This is a genomic window from Dactylosporangium sp. NPDC051087 (assembly GCF_055586325.1).
Genome location: NZ_JBVJIJ010000005.1, coordinates 124,770 through 145,523 on the forward strand (window position 1 = coordinate 124,770; position 20,754 = coordinate 145,523).

The following is a 20,754-nucleotide window of genomic DNA, read 5'->3' on the forward strand; positions in this document are numbered from 1 at the left end:
ACGCCGTGGCTAGGAGCTTGTCAGGGTGTGGGTTCGTCTGCGGATCGCGTCGCGGACGTCGATCAGCAGCGGGTCGTTGCAGGAGATGAGGTCGTCGAGCATGGGCAGGTGTTCGTTGACGGACCCGATCAAGGTCCGGGCGACTTCGGCCAGGTCGGCTCGGACGCCCAAGCGGCGTTCGAGTCTGTCGAAGGTCCCCAGCCGGACGCGCTCGTACTGGCGCACGCCGCCGAACGGGAGGCCCATGCCCTCGTCGTCACCCATGTAAAAGCGTGTCGAGACCAGGTCGTACGCCGGGGAGAGCTTCGGGATGCGGGGCTCTGCGTAGAGCAGCGACCAGTTCTTGAGGTGTGCGTCACCGTTGGAGATCAGCACGGAGAAGGTGAGCCGGCGAGCGAACTCCTGCAGGCTCGCGACGTCGTGCCCGCGATAGACCAGCGCCGCGATCGTCTCGTAATTGCCGGTGTACTTGCTGTCTGGGTAGAAGCCGCGGACCTGGGCCAGATCTTCGATGTGAATGAGCTCCCGGTCCGGTCCCCGGTCGAAGCGGCGCACCGCGTACGCCACGTCCTCGTACGACGGCCAGACCTGTGGGGGCAGACCATCCAGCAGGTCGCGGTGCACCAGCCGGACTTCCGGCACGTCGATGCCCACCGCGCGGGCGAGCCTCATCATCGCGTGCTCGTTGCGCGGGACGTCGGGGTAGGAGCGGTCGGGGAGCTTGACGATCCAGTCCCCACCGACGCCCGTGGCGGGCAACGTCAGCCGGTCCTGCCGGAGCAGCATCGAAAACTTGAGCGCGACCCCGGCGAGGGAGAACCGCCACGGGACCGTGTCCAGCGACGGTGCCGGCGCGACGACCTCGAAGGCGTCCTCCTCCCCGTCCGCCGGATCCTCGATGTGCCGGATCCGCACAGCACCGGGCAGGTCGTGCCCCACCTGGGCGAGAAGCTCCATCTCGCGCTGGACGGAGACATGCCGTTCGGCCGCTATCCATTCCCGCAGCGTTCCCTCGGGCAGCAGGTTGGAGAACCACGGCGGCAGGCGCAGGGCCGCGGCATGCCGGGCGCGGAGGTTCTGCTCGAACGACAGGCCCAGCACGGGTCGGTCGGGATCACCCAGATAGCTCTTGGCCAGTTGGAAGCGGGTGTGATCACCGCGGCGGACCAGAGTGCCGATGCGAAGGTCACGTAGCCATACCCCGAAGAACTCCTCAGGCAGGGCCATTCAGCTCATCGTCTTCGAGGTCGTCGATCACCAGGTCGTCGAGTGGTGGAGTGTTCTCGAACCCCCACTCGCACCACAGCTCGAGGAACTTCCGCAGCTCGACGGAGATCAACTCCTGTCGCGCGGTCAGGAACGCGTGACTGTCGCCGGCAAGCAGCGCCCGCTCGGCCTCTGGCGTGATCGCGTGCGACTCCAGGATCGCGACCCACCGGTCCTCGGGCACGGCGAGCGGCCGCAGCCCCAGCAGACCGCTCACGGCAGGCGGCGCTTCCGTGAGCGTCGGCATCAGGACCCGATTCGCGGCCCACAGCCGTACCCCCGGCTCGATCAGGCCACTGCGGTACACGGCGCGTACCGCCTCTGCGGGGGTGGAGCTCTCGGCCAGCGCACTGGTGAGGTCCTGGGGTGTATAGACCTCGCCCGTTTCCGGGCTCCTCGGCTGACGGCTCCACAGCCAGCACGTCGTGATCTTCCCGCTGGCGTCGTTGGTCCGGAAGCGGCGCGGGTCCGGCAGCGCCGACGGCCCGACGAGGTCGAGCAGACCGGTCAGCGACGCATTCGGATCAGATCGGCTGATCTTGCTGGTGAGCGAACGGGTCGTCCCCGTGGTGCTCCCCTTCGCGATGACCGGGCCGGCGACGGCTGCCCGCCAGAACCATCGCCGCAGCAGGCGGACCTGAGCCGGGGACGGCTGCGGGTGCAGTGACAGGAAACGGGTCAGCACGACGAGCAGATAGCGGTACGGCAGCATGGCGTAATGCGGCACGCCCGCCTCGCGGACGAACTGGACCGCGCGGCCGATGGCCTCCTCGCCGCGTGCGTAGGCAGCGTCAGCGTCCTCGTCGGGGAAGTCGACCTCGCCACGCCGGCGCAGCGGGTCGAACTCGACACGGATCTCACGCTCGATGTTCGGGCCGCGGCGGGCCAGGACACACTGCAGGACGGTGTCCTCCTGAATCAAGCCGAAGCCGAACCGCTCGTCGATGTGCTCGGCGATCCGCTGGAAGCTCAGCTGGTCGTCGTCCTCGTGGCCGGCGTTCAGCGCGAAGAAGACCTCGGCCCGGCTCAGCTTCTTTCCGGAGTTGTTCAGGCGGTCGAAGATTTCCTGCAGGACCTTCACATTGCCCTGCTCGACCTGATAGGCAGGGACGGCATACTGGCGCAGATCGCGGGCGAAAGCAAAGGCCGCGTCCCGTCCTTCTGCGGCCTCCGGACGATCGGCGAACCAGGTCAGCACCTGGGCGAGATCGAAGACGACCGGAAGCGGCACGATGAAGGAGTCGTCCTTACCGTCCAGCGGCACGATTCTCCGGTCACGCAGATCAAATCCGAGCGCGAAGCGCGGCTCCCGCTGCGCGTCGGGGTGCAGGACATTCGCCAGGCTGGTCACCCGCTGCTGACCGTCGACGACCCAGAGACCCTGCCCCAGGGACGGCGCGTCGATGGTGAGCGCGCCGAGCTGGACGTGGCCGGCGTCGGCTTTGCGCTCCCAGAGCAGGAGATTTCCGATCGGGTATCCGCGATGAATGCTGTCGATCAGCTGCAGGACGTCCGACTTGGTCCAACGGAAGCCCCGCTGGAAATGCGGCACGCGAATGTGTCCGGACCAGGCAAGGCGGACCAGTTCATCCAGCGTGTATGTTCTGGCGCCCGTCTTTGTGTCCAGTCCGGTGGTCATTCCGCCCGCGTGTGTCATGCTCCGCGCATCCCTCCGCCGGGAATCGCAAAATCGCTTCCAATGAATGTGCGCCGAGCATAGCCGCCAGCGAGACAGCGTGGCAGCCGCTTTAGCGGGCTCGGCCCGGACGACCGGCGCCGGTACGCCGGGCGGGACGCGCCCCGTCGGGGGCGCCGCGGGGATTTCGAAAGGACTTCGGGGTTTTCGGGGGGCGGGCCTACGGTCGCGGCGCTGCCCTCCACACCCCACCTCTGGGAGGACCCCCCTTGCACAAATACATGGCCCGATGGGTCGCCACGTTGACGGCCGCGGCGGCCGTGCTCACGGTTGCCGGGCCGGCGGAGGCGACGGTCGACGGCGGGGACCGGCGGCGGCCGCTGTCGGCGGTGAACCTGCCGTCCGGGGACCGGGTGCTGTTCTACCTCGGTCAGGACAGCACGACGCTGGCCGACTTCGACGCCGCGGTGCTGGACAACGACCGTGGGTTCCCGACGCCGGCCGGGGTCACGCTGTACACGAACCTTGTCGGGGCGCCGATGAGCGGGATGTTCCAGCCGACCAACTACGGGGCCGGGGACAACGACTTCCCCGCGACCATCAACAGCTACGGCGGCGGGATCGCTGTCGGGCTCTTCCTGTCCGACCCGTCGCAGGCGCCGCTGAAGGCGTTGGCCGGCACGGGTGACCCGGCCGCCGTGGCCCGCTACCGCAAGTGGCTCGACGAGTTCATCACGTACTTCGACCGCACCGGGCGCGACGTGTTCCTGCGGATCGGCTACGAGTTCGACGGGGCGTGGAACGGCTACGACCCGCAGCTGTACAAGGAGGCGTTCCGGTACATCGCGAAGCGCATCGACCGGCTCGGAGCGCGCCGGATCGCCACCGTCTGGCAGTCGGCGGCGTGGCCCCGGGTGGAGAACGCGCCGTACGCGCCGACCGCCGCCGGGCACTGGGAGCAGTGGTACCCGGGTGACGAGTACGTCGACTGGGCCGGCATCTCGCACTTCTACGGCGAACAGTTCGACCGCTACCAGTGGGGCTGCGAGACGCCCGGCAACGTGGCCGCGACGCCGCTGGCGGTGCAGGAGTCGCTGCTCAACTTCGCCCGTAAGCACCGCAAGCCGGTCTTCGTCGCCGAGTCCGCGCCGCAGGGCTTCGACATCGGCAACCTGACCGCGGGCTGCATCTTCGTCGACCCGGCCACCGGCGGGCCGCGGGCGACCGTCCCGGTCACCACGGAGCAGATCTGGGACACCTGGTACGCGCCGTACTTCCGGTTCGTGGAACGCAACCGCGACATCGTCCGCGGCATCGCGTACATCAACACGAACTGGAACAGCCAGTCGATGTGGAACTGCCAGCCCGGCGCCTGCGCCAACGGGTACTGGGGCGACAGCAGGATCCAGGCCAACCCGCTGATCCTGCGCCGTTTCCGGGCCGAGCTCGCCAAGCGGATCTACGTGCAGGGCCCGGACCGGATCAAGGCGTTCGAGGCGCCGGACTTCTCCGGGCCAGGCCGGTCCGAGGGTGAATACGCGGACCTGCCGCAGGGCGGCTCGACGGGCATCGCGGTCAGCGACCCGACCGCGTCCAACGACCGGACCGCGCTGGTCTAACGCCAACGGCGCGTCGATCGCGTTCGACCACGTCGACCGCGGTCCGTCGATCGAGCTGCGGTACGCCACGGTGACGGACAACGTCCGGCTGACGGTGCTCGTCAACGGCGTCGCCAAGCACACGCTGCCGCTGCCGAACCAGGGCGGCGCCACGTCATGGGCGACGGTGACGATCCCGGTGGCGGTGCCGGCGGACGCCGCGGTGACCCTGCGCCTGGACAGCGGCGACGTCGTCTGGGTCGACTACATCACTCCGGGCCAACGCCACCGTCGCTGACAGCAACCTTTCCGGCGGGGCGGGCGCGACTCGCTCCGCCGGGTCGATCCTGCCGCGTGACTGCGGCAGGATCGACCCATGATGCAGTCGCGGCACGTCAGCACCAACATCGACCGTCCCGCCGCCGACGTGTATGCCTACGCGTCGGACCCCGCCAACCTGCCCGCGTGGGCGCCCGGCCTGCTGAAGTCCGTGGAGAAGGTCGACGGGCAGTGGGTCGCGGACTCCGACATGGGCCGGATCCTGCTGGACTGGGCGCCGGACAACCCGTTCGGCGTCATGGACCACCACGTCACGGTCCCGTCGGGACAGACGTTCTACAACCCGATGCGGGTGACGGCCAACGGCGAGGGCAGCGAGGTCGTCTTCAGCGTGCGCCGGCAGCCGGGCATGACCGACGAGGAGTTCGACCGGGACTGCGCCGCCGTCCAGGCCGACCTCGACGCGCTCCGGGCGATCCTGGAAGCCTAGGCCCGTGGCACACCCACGAGGGCTGGACGGGATCGCCTACGGCGGCGACTACACGCCCGAGCAGTGGCCGGAAGAGGTCTGGGCGCAGGACGTCGAGCTCATGAAGGCCGCCGGCGTCAACCTCGTCAGCGTCGGCATGTTCAGCTGGGCGCTGAGCGAGCCCGAGGAGGGCCGGTATACGTTCGGCTGGCTCGACCGGGTGCTGGAGCTGTTGCACGCCAACGGGATCCTGGTCGACCTGGGCACGCCGACCGCCGCGCCGCCGCCGTGGTTCGCGCACCAATACCCCGGCGCGCGGCTCGTCGACCGGGCCGGGCAGGTGCTCGGCACGGGCGGCCGGCAGAGCTTCTGCCCCAGCTCGCCGGCGTATGCCCGCGCGTCCGCCGCGATCGCCGAGCAGCTCGGCCGGCGCTACGGCAGGCATCCCGCGGTCGCGCTGTGGCACGTGCACAACGAGTATGCCGGGGTCAACGCGCACTGCTACTGCGACACGTGCGCGGCCGCCTTCCGGGAGTGGCTGCGGGACCGGCACGGCGACCTGGCCGGGCTCAACGCCGCGTGGGGCACCACGTTCTGGGGTCAGCGTTACGGCGACTGGGCGCAGGTCGAGCCGCCGCGGGTCGCGCCGACCGCCGTCAATCCGGCCCAGCAGCTGGACTACCTGCGCTTCTGCTCGGACACGCACCTGGGCAACTACCGGCGGGAGCGCGACGTCCTGCGGGAGCACTCCCCCGGCGTGCCGATCACCACCAACTTCATGATCGCCAACTGCAAGTGGCTGGACTACTGGAAGTGGGCGGGCGAGGTCGACATCGTCGCCAACGACCACTACCTGGACGCCGCCCGCGACGACCGGCACGTCGAGCTGGCGATGTGCGCGGACCTGACCCGCGGCCTCGCCGGCGGCGCGCCGTGGCTGCTGATGGAGCACTCGACCGGCGCCGTCAACTGGCAGCCGCGCAACATCGCGAAGCGCCCGGGCGAGCTGGCCCGCAACAGCTTCGCGCACGTCGCCCGCGGCGCGGACGGGGTCATGTTCTTTCAGTGGCGGGCCTCGCGCTTCGGCGCCGAGAAGTTCCACTCGGCGATGCTGCCGCAGGGCGGCACCGGCACCCGGATCTGGCGCGAGGTCACGGAGCTCGGCGGGCGCCTGGCGGGCCTCGGCGCGCTGCGCGGCACCCGGGTCGCCGCCGACGTCGCCGTCGTCTGGGACTGGGAGTCGTGGTGGGCCCTTGAGCTGGAGTGGCGCCCGTCGGTGGACCTCGCCTACCGCGAGCGGGTCGAGGCCTATTACGGGGCGCTGTGGCTCGACCACCTGACCGCCGACTTCGTCCACCCGGAGGCCGACCTCGGACGCTACCGCCTGGTGGTGGTGCCCTCGCTGTACATGACGACCGGCGCCGCGGCGAGAAACCTCGACGGTTACGTGTCCGGCGGCGGCACCCTGCTGGTGTCCTACTTCTCCGGCATCGTCGACGCCGCCGACACCGTCCCCGACGGGCCGTATCCGGGTGCGCTGCGCGACCTGCTCGGCGTCACCGTCGAGGAGTTCCTGCCGCTGCGCGCCGGCGAGCGGGTCGGGCTCAGCGACGGCTCCAGCGCCGACGTGTGGGCCGAGGCCGTGGCCCCCACCGGCGCGCGGACGGTCCTGCACTACGTCGACGGTCCCGCGCCCGGCGGCCCGGCCGTCACGCGGCACGCGCACGGACGCGGCAGTGCCTGGTATGTCTCCACCCGCCTCGCCGGGGAGGCGCTCAGGAGGTTGATGCGGCAGGTGTACGACGACGCCGGGCTGCCCGCACGCACCGACCTCCCGGAGAGCGTGGAAGCGGTCCGCCGCCCACCCTTCATCCTTGCGATCAACCACGGCGCGACCCCGGTCGACGTGCAGGGCACCACCGTCGACGCCGGTGCCGTCGCCGTGATCGAGGAGCGCTGACGCCCGCCCGTCACCCCGCCGACGAGCCGGTCCCGCCCTGCCAGGCCGCGGAAGCGACGAACGGCACGGCCGCGCGGTCATGCCTCGGAGGCGGCCGGCGGGTCGCGGTCAGGCCCCGGAAACGACCGGCGGGTCGCGGTCAGGCCTCGGAAACGTCGGAAACGACCGGCGGGCCCGGTCAGGCCTCGGGGGCGGCAGGCACGCGGCCAAGGCGGTGCATCGCGACGCGACGGTCGCCAAGCCGGCCCGCGCCGCGCGGCGCAGCCCCGACGAACGGCACGGCCGCGGTCAGGCCTCGGAGGAGGCCGGCGGGTCGCGGTCAGGCCTCGGAAACGACCGGCGGGCCCGGTCAGGCCTCGGAGGCGGCAGGCACGCGGCCAAGGCGGTGCATCGCGACGCGACGGTCGCCAAGCCGGCCCGCGCCGTGCGGCGCGCCCCTCGGCGCGCATGCCGGCGGCCAGGTCCGGGTCGGTGAGCAGCCGCTTGAGCGCGGCCCCGACCGCGGTCAGGCTCGGAGACGGCGGACGGCAGGGCCGCAGTCGGGCCTCAGAGGCGGACGGCAGGGCCGCAGTCGGGCCTCAGAGGCGGACGGCAGGGGCCACGGTCAGGCCTCGAAGACCGCGGACGGCAGAACCCCCGGCCAGGCCTCGGAGACGGCGGACGGCAGGGCCGCGGTCAGGCCTTGGAGGGGGTCGGCAGGGCCGCGGCCAGGGCGGTGTATCGCGTCGCGATGGTCGCCCAGTCTGCCCCCGCCGTGCGGCGCAGGCCCTCGGCGCGCATGCTCGCGACCAGGTCCGGGTCGGTGAGCAGGCGCTTGAGCGCGGCCCCGACCGCAGCGCCGTCGCGGTGTGGCACGAGCAGGCCCGCGCCGGTGCCGAGCAGGTCCGCCGCGTGCGGGAAGGGTGTGGCGATGACCGGCTTGCCGGCCGCGACCGCCTCGTGCAGCACCCCGGAGGAGACCTGCTCGGTCGTGTCGTAGGGCAGGACCACAATGTCGGCGCGGTCGACGAGGCGGGCCAGTGCGGACGGGTCGGCGTAGGAGCGCTCGAACCTGACGAGGTCGGCCACGCCGAACGCGCGGACCTTCTTGTAGAGGCCCAGCCGGTAGCTCTCGCCCTCCTCGGCGAGGACCTTCGGGTGGGTCTGGCCGGAGATCACGTACCGGGGGCGCGGCGACAGGTGGCGGACCTCGCGCATCCCGGCGATCGCCCACTCCACACCCTTGCCGGGGGCGAGCAGGCCCCAGGTGAGGACCAGCGGCTCGCCGGACGAGCTGACCGTGCGGATCACCGGCCGCACGAGCGCGCCGTGCGGCACGACGTGCACCTTCGCCGGGTCGATCGTGCAGGTCTCGTGCAGTCGCGCCCTGGCCGCCTCGGTGGTGACGACGACGGCGCCGGCGAGCGACGCCACGGTCTCCAGGACGCCCCGCTGGTGCTCGCTCGGCCGGCGCAGCACGGTGTGCAGGACGGTGATGCTGGGCGACCTGAGCCGGCGCAGGACCTCGAGCACGCCGGCGCCGTCGGTGCCGTCGTAGATGCCGTACTCATGGTTGACGATCACGACGTCGTGCCGGTCGAGCGCGGCGGCGGCGACCTCGGGTGAGCCGTCGGCGCCGGCCTGCAGGTGGGCGATCACCTCGGGCCGGTCGGTGAAGGTGGGTGAGTCGACGACCCGCACGACGCCGACCCGGTCGACGCCCGCCGTGGCGGACAGCGCGGTGCTCAGCGCGCCCGCGAAGGCGGCGATGCCGCACTGGGTGGGCGGATACGTGCTCAACAGACCGAAGGACGTGGTCACCGCGCCCACCTTTCGTCGGCGGGCTCGGCGCCAGGGGATGAGCATGGCCGGACCTTCCGGGGTCACGGTACACCCGCGAAGCGATCCACTCCGAGTCCGAATTTCGCGTTCTGGCCGGTAGGCGCCCTTTTGCGTGCTACCGTGGAAAGCGTTGCAGTTTTGGTTTCCGCATACTTTGCCAGCGCCTGGGTGGGTATCGAATACCCTGGGCGTTTTTTTGCGTTTCCAGCCCCGTCTCCGGACGAGGGTCAACAGCCGCAGCGACGCGGCGCCCGCACGGAGCGGACGCCATCAACCTGCGAGGAGCAGTAATGACAGTCGGCACTGTGAAGTGGTTCAACGCCGAAAAGGGCTTCGGCTTCATCACGCCGGACGGCGGCGGCGCGGACCTGTTCGCGCACTACTCGGCCATCGCCACGGGCGGCTTTCGCAGCCTCGAGGAGAACCAGAGGGTCGAGTTCGAGGTGACCCAGGGCGCCAAGGGCCCCCAGGCCGCCAACATCCGCCCGGTCTGACCCGCGCGCCGGCCGGTCCGGCGACAGCTCAAGCTCACGCCTCCGCCCTGCGGATGGCGTGAGCTTTTGCGTTCCGGACCATGCCGCGCGGCAGCCCGGAACGTCCCGCACCGCAGGCCGGAACACGCCCCACGGCAGGGCCGGGACATCCCGTGCGGCCGGCCGGGACGTCTCGCGCGACAGGCCGGGACACTCCGCGCGCCGTGCCGGGACACCGCGCGGCGGTGATGGATTTTGTTTGATTTGTGGTCGCATGTGAGCTGTTCCGTTCGGGAATGTTTCATGTTACGTTCCCAAAACCTGGGCTCCACCCAAGCCCGTCGATCCCGCCAAACGCTCACTTTTCCGCTCACCCGACGCTCGCTGCCAGCGCACGGCCGATCGCCAACCGGCCGCGCGCCGGTTCCGCGTGCTCTTTCCCGCCAGAAGGAGTTCGATGCGCCACCTTCTCGCCCGTACCCTCGCGGTCCTGACGCTCGCCTCCGGTGCGCTGGTCGCGGCCGGTGCGCCCGCCCTCGCCGTCGTGCCGAAGACCCCGCCGCTGACGACCCCGTGGACCTCGCAGGTGTCCACGACGAACCCGCTGCCGGAATACCCGCGGCCGCAGATGACCCGCCCGGACTGGCAGTCGCTCAACGGCGAGTGGGAGTTCCTCAACCCCGCCACCGACGGCGCCGGCAACGTCAACCGGTACGCCGCGCCGCCGCTGGGGCAGACGCTGCCCGAGCGGATCCTGGTGCCGTTCCCGGTCGAGTCCGCGCTGTCCGGCATCATGCGCAACGACAACCGCGACCTGATGTTCTACCGGCGCACGTTCACCGTGCCGTCGGGCTGGAACGGCCGCCGCGTCCAGCTGCACTTCGGCGCCGTGGACTACGAGGCCACCGTCTGGGTCAACGGCGTGCAGGTCACCACCCACAAGGGTGGCTACGACCGCTTCGAGGTCGACATCACCCCGCAGCTCAACGGGGGCGCCAACGAGATCGTGGTCCGGGTCTACGACCCGACCGACGGCCGCGGCGAGAAGCAGCCGGTCGGCAAGCAGACCAACAACCCGACCGGCATCTTCTACACGCCGACGTCCGGGATCTGGCAGACGGTCTGGCTGGAGCCGACCCCGGTCTCGTCGATCTACTCCGTCGACATCTACGCCAACCTGGCCAACAACACCGCCCGGGTCCGGGTCTTCACCCGCGGCAACGTCAGCGGCCACACGGTCTTCGCCGAGGCGATGAACGGCTCGACCGTCGTCGGCAGCAGCACCGGCGGGTTCACCGAGTTCACCGTCCCGGTCCCGAACGCGCGCCGCTGGTCGCCCGACGACCCGTTCCTGTACAACCTGCGTGTCTCGATGCGCAACAGTTCCGGCGCGACCGTCGACCAGGTGGTCAGCTACTTCGGCATGCGGGAGATCGGCAAGAAGCTGGTCAACGGCGTACTGCGGCCGACGCTCAACGGCGAGTTCGTCTTCCAGGCCGGCACGCTCGACCAGGGCTTCTGGCCCGACGGGCTCTACACGGCGCCGACCGACGCCGCGCTCGCCTCGGACCTGCAGAAGCACAAGGACCTCGGGTTCAACATGGTCCGCAAGCACATCAAGGTCGAGCCCGCGCGCTGGTACTACCACGCCGACCGCCTCGGCCTGCTGGTGTGGCAGGACATCCCGTCGACGCAGGCGTTCGACCAGAACCGGACGCCCGCGCAGACCGCGGAGTTCGAGGCCGAGGCCCGCGAGATCATCGACGAGCACCGCTTCTCCCCCGCCGTCGTCACGTACGTGCCGTTCAACGAGGGCTGGGGCGAGTGGAACCTCGCGGACACCCAGCGGGTCACCACGGATCTCAAGAACTACGACCCGACCCGTCTGATCAACCCGCACAGCGGCTACAACTGCTGCGTCTCCAAGGGTGACCCCGGCACCGGCGACATCATCGACTGGCACATCTACACCGGTCCCGACGCGCCGCTGCCGTCCGCGAACCGCGTGTCGGTGCTCGGCGAGTTCGGCGGCATCGGCCTGCGCACCCCGGGGCACGAGTACAGCCCGGACAACCAGTTCTTCGCCTACGAGCAGGTGTTCATCAACGCGCAGCTCAACGACCGGTTCACCGGCATGATCCGGGACACGCAGGCGCTCATGACGACCCGGGGGCTGTCGGCGTACGTGTACACCGAGATCACCGACGTCGAGGGCGAGTACAACGGCCTGCTCACCTACGACCGGCGGATCCAGAAGGTCGACACCAATCTGGTCCGCACCGCGAACACCAACCTCGTCAACGCGTCGAAGAACCTCAACGCGGCTGTGCCGATGACCCTCGGGCACGTCCGGTCGTTCCAGGTGACCACGGCGGGGCTGACGAACCGCTACCTGCGGCACTCGAACTCCTTCGCCCGCACCGACGTGCTCAGCTCCGCCAGCGCCGACGGCGCCCGGCAGGACGCGTCGTTCCGCACGGTGGCCGGCCTGGCCGACCCGCGCTGCTTCTCGTTCGAGTCGGTCAACTTCCCCGGCCAGTACCTGCGTCACGCCAGCAACCGGGTCCGCATCGACGCCAACACGGGCGGCAGCTTCGCCGCGGACGCGACCTGGTGCAGCCGGCCCGGTCTCGCCGCGGGCGGCACCTCGTTCGAGTCGCTGAACTTCCCCGGCTCGTACATGCGCCACTACGCGGACAACGTGTACCTGGCCCGCAGCGGCGGCGCCAACGCCTGGGACACCGCCGCCGGCTTCGCCGCCGACGCGACCTGGAACACGGCGAACCCGTCGCTGTGGCGTTCCTCGGTGCTGCTGCCGACCGACGTGCGCCGGTCGCTGCAGGTCACCACGTGGAGCTTCACCGACCGCTACCTGCGGCACATGGACAGCCTCGCCTACACCGAGATCGTCAACGGCGGCAGCAGCGCGCTGCTGAAGGCCGACGCGACGTACACGGTCCGGCGCGGTCTCGCCGACTCGTCCTGCTACTCGTTCGAGTCGGTGAACTTCCCCGGCCAGTTCCTGCGGCACGCCGACAGCCGGGTGCGCAACGCGGTGAACGACAACTCGGCGCTGTTCAAGGCCGACGCGACGTTCTGCGCCCGCCCGGGTATCGGCGGGACCGGCGTCACCTTCGAGTCGATCAACATCCCCGGCGCGTACCTGCGGCACTTCGAGTCGCAGGTCTTCATCTCGGCGGGGAACGGGACCGGCTTCCAGCGCCCGCAGGCGCTCAGCGCGGACAGCAGCTGGAACCTCGCGGCTCCCTGGGCGCCGTAGATCGTTTCGGCAAGACGGACGGCCGCCGGTTCAACCGGCGGCCGCTCCGCCTTTTCAGGCCTGGTGCAGGCTCGCGGTCAGGGCGGCGTCCTTCTCCGCGACCATCTTCCGCAGGGCGTCCTGGAAGTCGCGGACCTTGGCCTGCAGGGCGGGGTCGGCGACGGCGAGGATGCGGGCGGCCAGCAGCCCGGCGTTGCGGGCGCCGCCGATCGCCATGGTGGCGACGGGAATGCCGGCCGGCATCTGCACGATCGACATCAGCGAGTCCATGCCGTCCAGATACTTCAGCGGCACCGGCACCCCGATGACGGGCAGCGGGGTGGCGGAGGCGACCATGCCCGGCAGGTGCGCCGCGCCGCCCGCGCCGGCGATGATGACCTTCAGCCCGCGGGCCGCGGCCTCACCGGCGTAGTCGAGCATCAGGTGCGGCGTGCGGTGCGCGGACACGACCCGCACCTCATGAGCGATGCCGAACTCGTCCAGCGCTTCCGCGGCGAGCCGCATCACGGGCCAGTCCGAGTCGCTGCCCATGATGATGCCGACGTCGGTCAATGCTCATACCCTTCTTCGAGGATGCGGGCGGCCTTCGAGGCGCGCCGGCGGCAGTCTTCCATGTCGTCGCCGAGGACCGTCACGTGCCCGATCTTGCGGCCGGGGCGGACCTGCTTGCCGTACAGGTGGACCTTGGCGCCGGGCTCCTCGGCGAAGAGGTGGTGCAGCCGCTCGTCGATGGACATGCCGCCGGGAGCGCCACCGAGCACGTTGGCCATCACCACGGCCGGGGCGGTGAGCCGGGTGTCGCCCATCGGGTAGTCGAGCACGGCCCGCAGGTGCTGCTCGAACTGCGAGGTCCTGGCACCCTCGATCGTCCAGTGCGCGGAGTTGTGCGGGCGCATCGCCAGCTCGTTGACGAGGATCTTCCCGCTGGTCGTCTCGAACAGCTCGACCGCGAGGACCCCGACGACGCCGAGCCTGGTCGCGATGTCGATGGCGAGCCGCTGCGCCTCGACGGCGACGTCCTCGTCGAGCCCGGGGGCGGGCGCGAGCACCTCGACGCAGATCCCGTCCCGCTGCACGGTCTCGACCACCGGATACGCGGCGACCTGCCCCAGCGGCGACCGGGCGACGACGGCGGCCAGCTCGCGCCTGAGCTCGACCCGCTCCTCGCCGATGAGGTCGGGGTGCTCCGGGATGTCGGCCTCGGAGTGGGCGACGAAGACGCCGCGCCCGTCGTAGCCGCCGGTGGCGGTCTTGACGATGATCGGCCAGCCGACCTCGTCGCCGAACGCTTTCAGATCGCCGGCGGTCCACCTGGGCACCGGCAGGCCCAGCTCCGCCAGGTGGGTGCGCATCTCGCGCTTGTTCTGCGCATACCGCAGCGCGTCGGCCCCCGGCAGCAGGGTGACGCCTTCGGCGGCGAGGGTGCGGATGAGGTCGCCGGGCACGTGCTCGTGGTCGAAGGTGACCACGTCGCAGCCCTTCGCGAACGCCCGGACCGCGTCGATGTCGTCGTGCCGCCCGACGGTCACGTCGGCGGCGACGAGCGCGGCCCCGTCGTCGGCGGAGACTGCGAGCACCCGCAGCGACTGACCGAGGGCGATGGCGGCCTGGTGGGTCATGCGGGCCAGCTGGCCGCCGCCCACCATGCCCACGACGGGGAGTCCGGTTCGCGAGTCCATAGGCTGGTGAGCCTAGCGTTCGCCGGCCGCGGCACCCTTGCCCCGGGCACCACGACCGGCACGGATCACACCACTGGGGCGGTCAGCCGGACGGGCCCTGCTTGCGCAGCTCGTCGACCTGGGTCATCGCCTGGCGGAGCTCGGCCAGCCACGACTCGGCGTGCTGGCCGACGAGGGCCACGCACCAGGCCAGGGCCTCGGAGCGGGACCGGGCGACGCCGGAGTCCACGAGGGTGTCGAGGACCTGCCGCTCGGCCTGGCGCAGCCGGGTCATGACCGGCGCCGAGAACGTGGTGAACAGCTCCCGCGTCTCGCCGACCCGCACGCCCCACGCGACCTTGCGCTGGTAGCGCCGCTCCAGCTGCTGGGCGATGCCGATCCGCTGGTCGCGGGTGGTCTCCCGGAAGCCGGCGATGCGGCCCTGCTCGGCGGCGGACCGGTCGGCGTCGCTCGCGTCCTCGGCGAGCACCGGCTCGCTGAGGCGGCCGACGATGGTGATCTCGTCGCGGTCGATGGTGATCTCGGCCGGTCCGGTGAACCAGCCCTCGGGCAGCGCGCCGCCGATCCAGGCGGGCGCGTCGGTGGCGGGCGGCGGCTCGCTGCGTGGACCGCCGCCGCGGCCCCATTCTCCTCGTCGCATCTGAAGACTCCCTTACTCCGTTACGCCTGCAACGCTGATTACATGATTACACCGTTGCAAGGGCATACCGAAGGAGGGCGTGTTCGCCCTGAGGAGAAACGGGGCTAGCCGAGGCCGGAGACCAGGTCCTCCAGCTCGGTGACCGGCGCGTCGCAGACGAAGTTGCGGCAGATGTACGCCGTGGGCCGCCCCTCCCGCAGGACGCGCCCCTCCAGCAGCGGCACCCCGGGCGTGTCCGGTGGGCCGGCGACCACCACGGCGCCCGGCGGGGCGTGCCACCAGGCGGCGGTGACGAGCGGGTCGTGGCGGTCCTCGGTGGCGATCGCGATCTCGTACGGGCCGGACAGCAGCGCCTCGCCGACCGCGCAGGCGTATCCGGTGAACCGGCCGTGGGTGGCCGCGAGCACGGCGACCGTGGCCAGGGTCCGCTCCGCCGCTTCCCGGTACTTCGGGTCGGCGGTGAGCGCGGCATACGTGACGAGCGCCGCCGCGATCGTGGACAGCCCCGCGGGGGTGGCGTTGTCGGTGACGTCGGCGGGGCGGCTGACCAGCTGCTCCGCGTCGTCGGCGGTGTCGAAGAAGCCACCGGCGGGGTCCGCGAACCGCTCGAGGGCCACGTCGATGAGCTGCCCGGCGAGGGTCAGCCACGACCCGTCGCCGGTCGCCTGATGGACCGCGCAGAACGCCTCCGCGACCGCGCCGTAGTCCTCCAGGACCCCGGCGGGCGCGCCGGCGACCCCGTCCCGGGAGACCCGCCGCAGCCGGCCGTCGACGATGTGGGTGCCGGCCAGGTACCGCGCCGTGTCCACGGCCAGCTCGACGGCCTTGCGGTCGCCGTACACCTGACCGAACTCGATCAACGCGGTGACGGCGAGCCCGTTCCACGCCGCGACGATCTTGCCGTCCCTGGCGGGCTGCGGCCTGGCGTCGCGCGCCTCCCGCAGGCGCCGCTTGATGTCCAGCCAGCGCTCCAGGTTGAGCGGGTCCTCCGGCAGCTGCAGCACGGAGGCGCCGTGCTCGAAGGTGCCATCGGCCGTCACCTCGAGCAGGTAGCGCGCCCAGGCGCCGTCGATGTCGCCGAGGACCTCGTTGATCTGCGCCGGCGTCCACACGTACGTCAGGCCCTCGACGCCGTCGGTGTCCGCGTCCAGCGCCGAGATGAAGCCGTGCCCGTCGTGCAGGTCCCGGCGCAGGAAGTCGGCGACCTCCGCCGCGACGCGCCGCGCGGTGCCCCCTCCGGCGACGCGGTCGAGCTGCACGTACATCCGCAGCAGCAGCGCGTTGTCGTAGAGCATCTTCTCGAAGTGCGGCACGGTCCAGGTCTCGTCGACCGAGTACCGCGCGAACCCGCCGGCGAGTTGGTCATACATGCCGCCGCGGGCCATCCGCTCGGCGGTGAACCGGACGATGCCCAGCACCTCGTCGTCGTGGGTGCGCTGGTAGTGCCGCAGCAGGAACAGCAGGTTCATGTGCGGCGGGAACTTCGGCGCCCCACCGAACCCGCCGTGCTCCTTGTCGTACACCTTCACCAGGCTCCGCGCGGCGGAGTCCAGGACACCCTCGTGCATCGGGTTCGCGGGCGGCTTCGCGGCGACCTGCCTGATCGCGTCGACCACCGCCGCGCTCTGCTTGAGCACCGCCTCGCGCTGGGTCCGCCAGGCCTCGGACACCGCCTGGACGAGCCGCTCGAACGCGTCCCTCGGGAAGTAGGTGCCGCAGTAGAACGGCTCCCCGTCGGGCGTGGCGAACACCGTCATGGGCCAGCCGCCCTGCCCGGTCATCGCCTGCGTCGCGGTCATGTACACCGCGTCGACGTCGGGCCGCTCCTCCCGGTCCACCTTGACCGGCACCGTCAGCTCGTTGACGAGCGCGGCGACCCCTTCGTGCTCGAACGACTCGTGCGCCATCACATGACACCAGTGGCACGCCGCATATCCGACGGAGATGAGCACCGGCACATCCCTGCGCCGCGCCTCCTCGAACGCCTCCGGCGACCACTGCCACCAGTCGACGGGATTGTCCTTGTGCTGCAGCAGATACGGCGAGGTCGCGTCGGCGAGACGGTTGGCCATACCTCCTACCCTCTCACGATCACCGGCGCGCCAGAGTTACAGAAGTATACTTCCCGGAAGTGAACTTCTGTATTATGAACCAGTGACCGTGGACAAGCCCTCGAAGGTCTTCGCCCGCGACCGCGAGTGGCAGGGACTGGGCAGGTTCGCCGCCAGCCCGATGAGCGCGACCCGCGGCGGAGCGGCGCTCGGCGTGGTGAGCGGGCGGCGGCGACAGGGCAAGAGCTACCTGCTCCAGGCACTCGCGGCGGCCACCGGTGGCATGTATTTCGCGGCGACCGAGGCAACCGAGACGGAGTCGCTCCGCCTGTTCAGCGAGGCGCTCACCCGGCACACCGGCGAGTTTCCGGACACGCCCTTCCGGGACTGGAACGACGCCGTCACGCACATGTTCCGGAGCTTCCGGGACCGGCCGACGGCCGTGATCATCGACGAGTTCCCCTTCCTGTCCAGATCGTCACCCGCCCTGCCGTCGATCATTCAGCGCGAGCTCGGTCCGGGCGGCTCGGGAGAGGGCAGTTCGGCCCGGCTCGTCCTGTGCGGGTCGGCGATGTCGGTCATGGGCGATCTGCTGTCCGGTCAGGCTCCGCTGCGCGGCCGCGCGAGCCTGGAGCTGGTCATCCACCCGTTCGGATATCTGGACTCGGCGGAGTTCTGGGGCATCACCGACCCCCGGCTCGCGGTCCTGGTGCACTCCGTGGTCGGCGGCACGCCTGCGTACCGCCACGAGTTCACCCAGGGCGACGCCCCCACCGGCCTCGACGACTTCGGCCTGTGGGTCGTCCGCACCGTCCTGAACCCGCAGACGCCGCTGTTCAGAGAAGCGCGGTATCTCCTGGCGGAGGAGTCGGCCATCCGTGACCCCGCGCTCTACCACTCGGTGCTCGCCGCGATCGCCAGCGGCAACAACACGAACGGCGGCATCGCGAGCTTCATCGGCCGCCGGTCGGACCAGATCACCCATCCCCTGAACGTGTTGGAGGACTGTGCCCTGATCCGCCGGGAGCCCGACCTCTTCCGGCAGGGGCGATCCCGCTACCGGATCGTCGAGCCGCTGATCACGTTCTACGAGGCGATCATGCGGAAACGGTGGGCCGAGCTGGAGATCCACCGGGCCGAGCAGGTCTGGGCCGCCACCCGGCCGACGTTCCTCACCCAGGTCGCCGGGCCGCATTTCGAGGCGCTGTGCCGGGCCTTCGCCCTGGAGTCCGGCGCGGAGGTCTTCGGCGAGCAGCCGGGCGAGATCGGGACCGGGACGGTGAACGATCCGGCGAGCCGGACACAGATCGAAGTCGACGTGGTGGCGCTGGCCCCGCAGCAGTCCAGCACCACGCGACGCATCGTCGCTCTGGGCGAGGCGAAATGGGGCGAGACCATCGGCCATCATCACCTGCACCGGCTGGCCCGTGCCCGTGACCTGCTGGCACTCAAAGGCTTCGACACCGGCGACACGATGCTCGCGCTCTACGGCGGCGCGGGGTTCACCACCGAGTTGACCGCCGAGGCCGCCGAGGACGCCCGCATCGCGCTTGTCGGGCTCGATCGGCTGTACCAGCGGCAAGCCTGATACAGCCGGGGAACCTCAGGGCCGGCCGGCGGCGCGGACGGTGTCCCAGGGCATGGCGGTGACGGCGCGGGTGAGGCGGGTGGACCAGGCGATGATCACGTCGGGGTCGCCCTGGCCCTCGCACAGGAGGTACTGGCCCTCGATCCACCACGGTGGGACGGCGAAGATGAGCTCCGGGGTGGGGACGCGGCCGGCGAAGAGGGCGGCGAGGGCCGGGTCGGGCGCGGTCGGGGCGACCTGGCCGGCGGCGTCGAAGGCGGTGTGCGGCAGGAACGGCACCGGGGTGGGCAGGGGGACCATCCAGATGGTCTGCACCGGGTCGCTGCGGCGGGGTTTGCGCCGGTACCGGTCGCCGACGAGCACCTGGACGCCGTCGACGGTGCCGGTGAGGACGTCGTAGAGGTCGACGGACTGCGCGTGTTCCTGGACGCCGATGACGGCGCGGGCGCTGTGCGGGCCGGGGACGGCGACGGTGGCGGACGGCTGGTACTGCCAGTTGTAACGGGCGGCGAGCCGCTTGCGGGCCCGGGTCGGGCGGAGGGCGGGCAGGTTGCGGTACACGTTGAGGACCGCGGCCAGGATGCCCATCTCGACGGCGAGGACGACGGTCGCGGTGACGAAGCCGTTGACCTGCGGGAGGAGCCGGGCGACGGCGATCATCGTGACGAGACCGCCGATGGAGGCGAAGATCGCGCCGGTGACGGCGATCCGGCCGTCGATGCGGGCGCCGAGCAGGCCGACGGCGATGCCGACGACGAGGAAGCCGATGACGGCGGCCACGGCGCCGGGCAGGCCGGCCTGGGACAGCGGGACGGCGATCGCGGCGACGAGCGCGCCGCCGCCGATGACGGCGATGACGGCGACGGCCTTGTCGCTGATGCCGACGCCGGCGGGGCCGCGGCCGACCTCGCGGCGGGCCGGCCGGATCTGGCAGCGGCGGGCGGTCAGCTCCGCCTCGATCCGCTCGACGAAGGCCGTGTAGTCGGGCTTCTCCGCGCCGGTGATGTCGACCGCGCGCCCGTCGAGGGTGACTACGCCGGCGGCCTTCACGGCGGTTTCCTTGCGCGTCACGTACATCTCGTCGATCCACGAGAACGGGGCGGCGTCGACGCTGCGGTTGCGGGTCCACACCAGGCCCTGCGCGTAGTGGTGCACGACGACGTACGCGCCGAAGAGCCGGTAGAACGAGTAGCCGGCCGCGGCCAGGCCGGCGATCGCCAGCAGCACGACGGCCAGGGCGAGCAGCTTGATCTGGAGGAACTCGATGTTGGAGACGACCCAGGAGATGCCGGCGGCTGCACCGAAGAGGATCGCGGAGATGACGAGGCCGGTGAGGCATTCCGTCACCGGGTGGTCGCCCTTGTGGACGGCGACGAGCCCGCCGAGCTGCTGCCGTTCCGCGAGCGCCGCGACCTTCGGCGGCACGCGGTAGGTCGATGCGTCCATTGACTCCCCCGAATCATCTCGAACGATGAGGTCCGATCGACGCAGGACAGTACGCCACCTGGCTCGGCCACGCAGCCCCGCCCTCTGTGGAGAGAGCGGGGCCACAGAACGGGGACGGTCAGGCGTCGTGCAGCAGGCCGAGGATGTTGCCGGACGGGTCCTTGACGGTGGCGATGCGCCGGCCGCCGCCGACCTCCTGCGGGTCGCCGTGCGGCTCGGCGCCGGCGTCGATCAGCGCCTTCAGGCCCGCTTCGAGGTCGTCGACCTTGGTGTACGCGACCGGCCCGGTCATGCCCTTGCGCTCGCCGTTGGGGTCGAGGCCGATCTCCTGGCCGCCGACGCGGAACCCGACATAGTACGGCGAGTCCATGTACGGCTCGACCCCGAGCAGGGTGCTGAACAGCGTCTTGGCCTGGGCGATGTCCTTGACCGGGTAGATGATCTGGCCGAATCCGTCGCTCATGGGAGCTCTCTCCTTCGCAGAGGTTTGTCGTTCTCACCCAGCCTGACGAACGCCGGGCCGGCGATGTGACAGAACCGGCTTTACTTCCTCGGACCCTTCTGTCAC

At 71.0% G+C, this 20,754-nt stretch carries 16 protein-coding genes; 7 read left to right on the forward strand and 9 right to left on the reverse strand.

The window, feature by feature from the left end:
• Positions 1 to 9: 9 nt before the first annotated feature.
• Positions 10 to 1,227, reverse strand: coding sequence for a type II toxin-antitoxin system HipA family toxin (locus ACZ6TV_RS11660; RefSeq protein ID WP_465297104.1), 1,218 nt, complete (start codon positions 1,225 to 1,227; stop codon positions 10 to 12).
• Positions 1,214 to 2,905, reverse strand: coding sequence for a DUF262 domain-containing protein (locus ACZ6TV_RS11665; protein WP_465297105.1), 1,692 nt, complete (start codon positions 2,903 to 2,905; stop codon positions 1,214 to 1,216). The genes ACZ6TV_RS11660 and ACZ6TV_RS11665 overlap by 14 nt, the downstream gene beginning before the upstream one ends.
• Before the next feature lie 266 nt (positions 2,906 to 3,171).
• Here ACZ6TV_RS11665 and ACZ6TV_RS11670 point away from each other — a divergent pair, with 266 nt between their 5' ends.
• The 4 genes from ACZ6TV_RS11670 (at position 3,172) to ACZ6TV_RS11685 (ending at position 7,208) form a co-directional block, all read left to right on the forward strand.
• Positions 3,172 to 4,521 carry a glycoside hydrolase family 26 protein gene (locus ACZ6TV_RS11670; protein WP_465297106.1) on the forward strand — a complete coding sequence of 450 codons (1,350 nt, stop codon included), beginning with the start codon at positions 3,172 to 3,174 and terminating at the stop codon, positions 4,519 to 4,521.
• Entirely contained in the window at positions 4,433 to 4,798 is a 366-nt protein-coding gene (locus ACZ6TV_RS11675) for a carbohydrate-binding domain-containing protein (RefSeq protein WP_465297107.1), read from the forward strand. The genes ACZ6TV_RS11670 and ACZ6TV_RS11675 overlap by 89 nt, the downstream gene beginning before the upstream one ends.
• A gap of 78 nt (positions 4,799 to 4,876) precedes the next feature.
• Positions 4,877 to 5,269 carry an SRPBCC family protein gene (locus tag ACZ6TV_RS11680; protein WP_465297108.1) on the forward strand — a complete coding sequence of 131 codons (393 nt, stop codon included), beginning with the start codon at positions 4,877 to 4,879 and terminating at the stop codon, positions 5,267 to 5,269.
• Positions 5,270 to 5,273: 4 nt separating this feature from the next.
• Positions 5,274 to 7,208 carry a beta-galactosidase gene (locus tag ACZ6TV_RS11685; RefSeq protein WP_465297109.1) on the forward strand — a complete coding sequence of 645 codons (1,935 nt, stop codon included), beginning with the start codon at positions 5,274 to 5,276 and terminating at the stop codon, positions 7,206 to 7,208.
• 675 nt (positions 7,209 to 7,883) lie between these two features.
• Here ACZ6TV_RS11685 and ACZ6TV_RS11690 read toward each other — a convergent pair.
• Positions 7,884 to 9,008 carry a glycosyltransferase gene (locus ACZ6TV_RS11690; protein WP_465297110.1) on the reverse strand — a complete coding sequence of 375 codons (1,125 nt, stop codon included), beginning with the start codon at positions 9,006 to 9,008 and terminating at the stop codon, positions 7,884 to 7,886.
• Positions 9,009 to 9,319: 311 nt separating this feature from the next.
• On the opposite strand from ACZ6TV_RS11690, the gene ACZ6TV_RS11695 reads away from it, so the two are divergent.
• Together ACZ6TV_RS11695 and ACZ6TV_RS11700 are read left to right on the forward strand one after the other, a co-directional pair.
• On the forward strand, positions 9,320 to 9,523 hold the full coding sequence (locus ACZ6TV_RS11695; RefSeq protein ID WP_327008300.1) for a cold-shock protein: 204 nt from the start codon (positions 9,320 to 9,322) through the stop codon (positions 9,521 to 9,523).
• 436 nt (positions 9,524 to 9,959) lie between these two features.
• On the forward strand, positions 9,960 to 12,782 hold the full coding sequence (locus tag ACZ6TV_RS11700) for an AbfB domain-containing protein (RefSeq protein WP_465297111.1): 2,823 nt from the start codon (positions 9,960 to 9,962) through the stop codon (positions 12,780 to 12,782).
• A gap of 54 nt (positions 12,783 to 12,836) precedes the next feature.
• On the opposite strand, the gene purE is transcribed toward ACZ6TV_RS11700, so the two are convergent.
• The 4 genes from purE to ACZ6TV_RS11720 all read right to left on the reverse strand — a co-directional run bounded on the left by purE (position 12,837) and on the right by ACZ6TV_RS11720 (position 17,173).
• Positions 12,837 to 13,334: a 5-(carboxyamino)imidazole ribonucleotide mutase gene (gene purE / locus ACZ6TV_RS11705; RefSeq protein ID WP_465297112.1), complete on the reverse strand. Its 498-nt coding sequence runs from the start codon at positions 13,332 to 13,334 to the stop codon at positions 12,837 to 12,839.
• Positions 13,331 to 14,461 carry a 5-(carboxyamino)imidazole ribonucleotide synthase gene (locus ACZ6TV_RS11710; RefSeq protein WP_465297113.1) on the reverse strand — a complete coding sequence of 377 codons (1,131 nt, stop codon included), beginning with the start codon at positions 14,459 to 14,461 and terminating at the stop codon, positions 13,331 to 13,333. The genes purE and ACZ6TV_RS11710 overlap by 4 nt, the downstream gene beginning before the upstream one ends.
• Before the next feature lie 82 nt (positions 14,462 to 14,543).
• A complete protein-coding gene (locus ACZ6TV_RS11715; RefSeq protein WP_465297114.1) occupies positions 14,544 to 15,101 on the reverse strand; it encodes a hypothetical protein in 558 nt (185 codons plus the stop codon).
• Positions 15,102 to 15,205: 104 nt separating this feature from the next.
• On the reverse strand, positions 15,206 to 17,173 hold the full coding sequence (locus tag ACZ6TV_RS11720; RefSeq protein WP_465297115.1) for a thioredoxin domain-containing protein: 1,968 nt from the start codon (positions 17,171 to 17,173) through the stop codon (positions 15,206 to 15,208).
• An 82-nt stretch (positions 17,174 to 17,255) separates the two neighbouring features.
• Here ACZ6TV_RS11720 and ACZ6TV_RS11725 point away from each other — a divergent pair, with 82 nt between their 5' ends.
• Positions 17,256 to 18,740: an AAA family ATPase gene (locus ACZ6TV_RS11725; RefSeq protein WP_465297116.1), complete on the forward strand. Its 1,485-nt coding sequence runs from the start codon at positions 17,256 to 17,258 to the stop codon at positions 18,738 to 18,740.
• Positions 18,741 to 18,755: 15 nt separating this feature from the next.
• Here the strand turns inward: ACZ6TV_RS11725 and ACZ6TV_RS11730 are convergent, their stop codons facing one another.
• Together ACZ6TV_RS11730 and ACZ6TV_RS11735 are read right to left on the reverse strand one after the other, a co-directional pair.
• Positions 18,756 to 20,186: a hypothetical protein gene (locus tag ACZ6TV_RS11730; protein WP_465297117.1), complete on the reverse strand. Its 1,431-nt coding sequence runs from the start codon at positions 20,184 to 20,186 to the stop codon at positions 18,756 to 18,758.
• Between the two features lie 118 nt (positions 20,187 to 20,304).
• Entirely contained in the window at positions 20,305 to 20,649 is a 345-nt protein-coding gene (locus ACZ6TV_RS11735) for a VOC family protein (RefSeq protein ID WP_465297118.1), read from the reverse strand.
• Positions 20,650 to 20,754: the final 105 nt, after the last annotated feature.